Annotated in this window: 7 protein-coding genes; 1 reads left to right on the top strand and 6 read right to left on the bottom strand. The window is 51.4% G+C overall.

Translation table 11 applies throughout. From position 1 onward, the window contains the following. Positions 1-309: 309 nt before the first annotated feature. From QN359_RS19240 to QN359_RS19220, 5 genes are all read right to left on the bottom strand, one after another. Complete coding sequence (locus tag QN359_RS19240) at positions 310-765, bottom strand: GIY-YIG nuclease family protein (protein WP_323493388.1); 456 nt, start codon at positions 763-765, stop codon at positions 310-312. Positions 766-809: 44 nt separating this feature from the next. Continuing rightward, the gene (locus tag QN359_RS19235; RefSeq protein ID WP_322247558.1) at positions 810-2,087 is read right to left on the bottom strand and encodes a HipA domain-containing protein; all 1,278 of its coding nucleotides are present in this window, start codon (positions 2,085-2,087) and stop codon (positions 810-812) included. Continuing rightward, a complete protein-coding gene (locus tag QN359_RS19230; protein ID WP_322247559.1) occupies positions 2,077-2,388 on the bottom strand; it encodes a helix-turn-helix transcriptional regulator in 312 nt (103 codons plus the stop codon). The genes QN359_RS19235 and QN359_RS19230 overlap by 11 nt, the downstream gene beginning before the upstream one ends. A gap of 147 nt (positions 2,389-2,535) precedes the next feature. Then, positions 2,536-2,733 carry a hypothetical protein gene (locus tag QN359_RS19225; RefSeq protein ID WP_322247560.1) on the bottom strand — a complete coding sequence of 66 codons (198 nt, stop codon included), beginning with the start codon at positions 2,731-2,733 and terminating at the stop codon, positions 2,536-2,538. A 747-nt stretch (positions 2,734-3,480) separates the two neighbouring features. Further along, positions 3,481-3,792 carry a GIY-YIG nuclease family protein gene (locus QN359_RS19220; RefSeq protein WP_322247561.1) on the bottom strand — a complete coding sequence of 104 codons (312 nt, stop codon included), beginning with the start codon at positions 3,790-3,792 and terminating at the stop codon, positions 3,481-3,483. Positions 3,793-4,008: 216 nt separating this feature from the next. On the opposite strand from QN359_RS19220, the gene QN359_RS19215 reads away from it, so the two are divergent. Continuing rightward, positions 4,009-4,239: a hypothetical protein gene (locus QN359_RS19215; RefSeq protein ID WP_322247562.1), complete on the top strand. Its 231-nt coding sequence runs from the start codon at positions 4,009-4,011 to the stop codon at positions 4,237-4,239. Between the two features lie 87 nt (positions 4,240-4,326). On the opposite strand, the gene QN359_RS19210 is transcribed toward QN359_RS19215, so the two are convergent. Further along, positions 4,327-4,632 carry an addiction module antidote protein gene (locus tag QN359_RS19210; protein WP_322247563.1) on the bottom strand — a complete coding sequence of 102 codons (306 nt, stop codon included), beginning with the start codon at positions 4,630-4,632 and terminating at the stop codon, positions 4,327-4,329. Between the last annotated feature and the right edge of the window lie 712 nt (positions 4,633-5,344).

The raw sequence follows: 5,344 nt of genomic DNA, 5'->3' as shown, positions 1-5,344 counted from the left end.
GAGGACGTATATCAAGAACTGAAACTGGCGGCATAAAAATTTACTTTTAGGCGACAACTAGCTTGAAAAACTCCGGTGGGTAGGGTAGCGCTGCGGGGGCGGCTTTGGTCGGGCAAGGTAGCAATACTAAGCGCGTCAGCCGCCCACTTCGGCATTTCTGCCAAGTTGCCCAAGTCGCCAAAATTCGCCCAGTTCGCCCAAGAAGTCACCCAACTCGCCGAATTCGTCATTTCCCCCATCCTCCCAATTCGTCATTGCCGCGCAGGCGGCAATCCAGAGGCGCGCCAGCGCCTTTTATATCCGTACGTCTCAAGCGACTATCTCGGGCCACAAATCAAGCCACTGCGGATTTTTTTCTTCTATCAATTTTAATTTCCAGCTGCGATTCCACTTCTTCAAGGCTTTTTCACGCGTGATCGCCGTTTTCATTGTGCTGTGCAACTCGTACCAGACCAGTGTTTTTACCGCGTAACGCTGGGTGAATCCCTCAACAATGCCGTCACGATGCTGCCAGGTACGTTGGACAAGATTGGACGTGACACCGATATACAAGGTGCCATTTTGTTCGCTGGCAAGAATATAGACGGCTGGCTGTTTCATTCCGTAGTAAGTCGTAGAAAAAATGCGCCCCTGATTGCGATGAGTGCGTGTGTACACTTTACATATTTTCAAATCAGGATACATGCGAAAACGCAGCGCAATGCAATTCCCCGCAGCCCGCGCATCTGCCATTCCAGTCACCGAATCGTCATCCCGGCCATCCACTTTGTCATTACCGCATGCGCGGCAATGTTTCTAAGTCCGACAGACTAGTTTTCAAGGTCGGGACAGTCAAAGTGAGGAGAGCAAAAAGCCGGAGCAACGCGCTCGATATGGGGGCGACTTATCCCATTCAACATCAAACATTTCTCCCAATTTGCTTGAACAATGTCACGAAGCGAATCGATGATGTGATTTGCGGCCGCCACTGAGAGTCCGAATCGCTCGCATTCTGACAGTAGATTCTGCTTCGTTGCCGCTCCTCCTGCTGCGCCGGCACTCAGAGCTAAACGTGGTCGCGCTCCTGTGGGGCGCTGTGGAACGACATCGAACAAGGGGCTCAATTCAAATCCCTGGCCGCGATTGATCAATCCGTGATTCAAATCGTGGTCGTCCAAATTATTTACCAGACAATTGAATACCATACGTTTGAATAACTCCAAGCGGTTCGATGCCGTTTTATTCGACCATGTTGCCAGCTCAAGCGCCAGTCTTTGATAGGAGTTGGTGATGGCGTAACGCTGCACCTCCGGCTTGGAGTAAAACACCGTCCGCGCACTCGCATAGGGATAGCGCGACCATCCACCGGCGGTGTCGCCATGATAATGCCGGTCGAATCGTTCTACCAACAGCACATCTTTGTCAGCAACAACGATTAACTCCCTCTGCGGAACATCGAGCCCGGCAATTTCTGCTAAATCCAATGCGGTTTTTTCCAGCCGAGGATTGCTTGGCAGGTCAACCGGATCGCTTGTGCTTGGAAATTTCGCCAGCCATTGCCTGCCTTTATGTAAGATTGTTGCCTTCGGCCTGGCACCGCCGGCCGATGTGCCGACCCTTAACAAAGTTTCATATTTTTTGGGAATCGGCAGATTTTTTTCCAGCATTTCAGAGAACTCCAACAACTGCTCGAGTGTCGCGCAAGGGTAGCCGTTGAATTCTGCATTTGCAGGCGTTGCCGCGGCATCCTTACTGAATGCGAGTGCACCGACCTGATCGCCAGTGCCATGTAACAGATAGCCAAAATCAGTCTGCGTACCGTTTGACAACGTGATCTCGCGACGACCCCAAGAATCCGGGCCCGCATCTAATAAAACCGAAAAATGACCATTCAGTGAAAAACTGGTGTAACGCAGTGCTTTTAACGGCAGTAATACGGGATCAAGCGCAATCGCCAAGGGTTGGTCGAGATAGGCTTTCTGGTAGACGAATTCGCACTGCGGCACGCCGCTTGTTGACACCGACCTCTTTACGCGAGCGCACAGGGTCGGTGTTACCTGATCGGCCAGATAAACCCAAACATACATCGTTTCGCTGTCAGAAGTCATTATCCACTTTCTTCGCTATACGTACTCGCTTGTCGGCGACAGAAAAAGACAGCGCCAGTCCTTCCCTGTCCAAGCCTGGGTCGGCAATGAGATCGAGCTCTCGGTCCAAACCCATGATCCATAAGACATGAAAATACGAAGCAATCGAGGTGCCGGGCGCACCGCGCTCTATCGATTCTATCGTGCTGCGCGATAAGCCTGATCGGCTGACAAGATCCTCTTGGCGCCATGTGCGACTGATCCTGGCTTGTTTGATGCGCTGGCCAAGCGAGCGAATGCGCGCCAGCATTTCGGGTGCCATCAGGCTGTTCGTTAGCTTTTTTGTCACTTTGTTTGTGCGGCTTTTTACAGAAGTTATTGAACGTTTTCTTGTTATAAAAGGCAGTATGTATCTTAATGCTTGTTATTTCAAGTAAATTGAATAAGTCACTACCACCATGAAACACACTCAGCCGTCGAATTCGTCATTGCCACACAGGCGGCAATCCAGAGGCGCGTAAGCGCCTTTTATATCCGTACGCTTGATGCCCAGCGGGATGTCCTCATTTTTCAGCGGAATCAATGCGCCCGTGATTGACGTACCTACCCTGAAGGCACTGCCGTGCCACTGGATTGCCGCCTGCGCGGCAATGACGGTGCTGGCCAACGGTGTGGGTGAACGGTAGTCATGCTGCCGAACCTGCCTTGCTATGTGAACAGTGCAATTCAATTCCCCCAGCCGCTCACCTCGTCATTGCCGCGCAGGCGGCAACCCAGTGGCGCGTCAGCGCCTTTATCTCTGTCCGTCTGATGCGCAACGCGGTGTTCTCATTTCGCAGCAAAAAAAAGTGCAGTTGATCGACGTACCCACCCTGAAGGCACTATCGTGCCACTGGGTTGCCGCCTGCGCGGCAATGACGGTGTGGATGAACGGTGCGGGTGAACGGTGTTGGCCAACGGTGCTGGCCAACAGTGCGGGTGAACGGTAGTCATGCTGCCGAACCTGCCTTGGTACATGAACAGTGCAATTCAATTCCCCCAGCCGCTCACCTCGTCATTGCCGCGCAGGCGGCAACCCAGTGGCGCGTAAGCGCCTTTATCTCTGTCCGTCTGATGCGCAATGCGGTGTTCTGATTTTGCAGCAAAAAAAAGTGCAGTTGATCGACGTACCTAGCCTGAAGGCACTATCGTGCCACTGGGTTGCCGCCTGCGCGGCAATGACGGTGTGGGCCAACGGTGTGGGCCAACGGTGTGGGTGAACGGTAGTCATGCTGCCGAACCTGCCTTGCTACGTGAACAGTGCAATTCAATTCCCCCAGCCGCTCACCTCGTCATTGCCGCGCAGGCGGCAACCCAGTGGCGCGTCAGCGCCTTTATCTCTGTGCGCCGGATGCGCAGCACACCGCTTTTTACTTCATGTTCTCAAGAGCGCTACCTCGCCATGTATCTCGGGCCACAAATCAATCCACTCCGGATTTCTTTCTTCGATCAATTTTAATTTCCAGGTCCGATTCCATTTTTTCAGGGCTTTTTCACGCGTGATTGCCGTTTCCATTGTGCTATGTAACTCGTACCAGACCAGTGTTTTTACTGAATAGCGTTGGGTGAATCCTTCAGTAAGGCCCTCTCGATGCTGCCAGATACGTTGGACAAGATCCGACGTGACACCGATATACAACGTGCCATTTCGCTTACTCGCAAGAATATAGACTGACGCTTGTTTCATGTCATGTCAAAAATGAACTTAGAAGAACGAATTGAAATGAGCATTTCCCGCTCTAAGCCAAGCGTTTTTTTGCGCAAAGACTTCGATCGATTTGGCGGATATGAGCAAGTTGGCAGGGCATTACGTCCGTCATACTCAAAGGTCTTTTAATTAAGGCAGGGTACGGCATTTACGTAAAGGCAAAAAAAATCGAGCATCACTGGTAATTTTATTCCAGTGTTTCCCCTCGTGCAAGTGGGTCTCGAAGCATTGTCCAAGATGGGGGTCTACGCGGAATTGGGAAGCTCTGCCAAAGAATACATAAAGGGCAAGTCGATGCAAATGCCGGTTGCAGCGGTGGTCAATATCGGCAAGGCGCGCGCTTCGCGGAAAATCGGCTTTGGCGGCAAACAACTGAGATATGAAAGGTTAATTCCCCCAGCCGCCCAATTCGTCATTGCCGCGTAAGCGCCTTTATATCCGTGCCCTTAAGTCCAGCTCGTTTGAAAAAACCGATGTATCCTCATTGCTCACGAACGGGCACTCCACTGCTATTTAATCTGCGTTTTCTAAAATTGCCTGTACTGCTAAGCGCAGTCCCATCACTTTCAAAATTGCCGAGAAATTGCTCAATGCAGGATTACCCGTCGGCGACAAGGTACGGTACAACTGGGTCGGATTCAGGTGCGCTTTCTCTGCAAGTGCCCGAACTCCGCCAAACGCTCCTGCCATTTGGCGCAATACCACCAGCAGCTCTGCTTGGTCGCCCCCTTCCAGAATACTGTTGATGACTTGCAGGGCAAAATCAGGATCATCCCTATACAATTCAGTCATGGCATCATCGTGCGCTCTGCTTTTCATGCTCTCATCTCCTTTGCCAATCCTGCCAATAATCACAAGCGCGCTTGATATCGGTTTCGTCTGTGCGTTTATCGCCACCGCATCATGTCAAGTAGAGTGCATTGTCGGTTAAAGCATCACTTATCACAAATTATCGTCACGGTCTTCTCATTCAAACGTTCAATTATCCCAATATGCTCGCGCAGATGTTTGTCTGTGAAGGCCACCGTGTCATCGATTTGGAAGCTCGTAGGCGGAACGGGACGCAGCGTTGGCGGTGCAGGCGGTGTGGCGACAAGAGTCGGATCAATAGCGATGGCAGCATAAGCTAAGTGTTATAGCCGTCGTAGCCCATCCTCTTCCAGCTTACTGCCGGTCAAATTGCAAATGGGCATGATTATTCTTCAGAAGACAGTGAAAAAAAGCCTCAGGTGCGTTTTGAACTGAAAATCGTCTGAGCCGCGTTGTATCCGGCTGGCTGCGCCGTGTCAATCTGGCTGGCGCATAGCTTATTTGCCGAGGCTGCGCGCTGTCGTGTTCGATTATCCGCCCCAGCCACCCAAACCGCATTTTCCTCCAACCGCTGATTCCGTCATTGCCGCGCAGGCGCACTGCTGTCCGGAATAAATTAATTGACATTTCATTAGAATAATCCTAATTGCAAACGCGCCATTTCTTCTACTTCTCTTCGTCGCTTTCGGTATTGAGAGATTTCCAAGTCTTGTCGTTGAAA

Origin of the sequence: Undibacterium sp. 5I2, from assembly GCF_035019605.1 — a bacterium.
GTDB lineage: Bacteria > Pseudomonadota > Gammaproteobacteria > Burkholderiales > Burkholderiaceae_D > Undibacterium.
This window is presented reverse-complemented; position numbering and strand designations above follow the sequence as displayed.

What these genes read in the sequence shown, in the direction of transcription:
- QN359_RS19235 (WP_322247558.1), bottom strand. Translation starts at nt 2,087, where the DNA reads ATGACTTCTGACAGCGAAACGATGTATGTTTGGGTTTATCTGGCCGAT.
- QN359_RS19230 (WP_322247559.1), bottom strand. Translation starts at nt 2,388, where the DNA reads ATGGCACCCGAAATGCTGGCGCGCATTCGCTCGCTTGGCCAGCGCATC.
- QN359_RS19220 (WP_322247561.1), bottom strand. Translation starts at nt 3,792, where the DNA reads ATGAAACAAGCGTCAGTCTATATTCTTGCGAGTAAGCGAAATGGCACG.
- QN359_RS19210 (WP_322247563.1), bottom strand. Translation starts at nt 4,632, where the DNA reads ATGAAAAGCAGAGCGCACGATGATGCCATGACTGAATTGTATAGGGAT.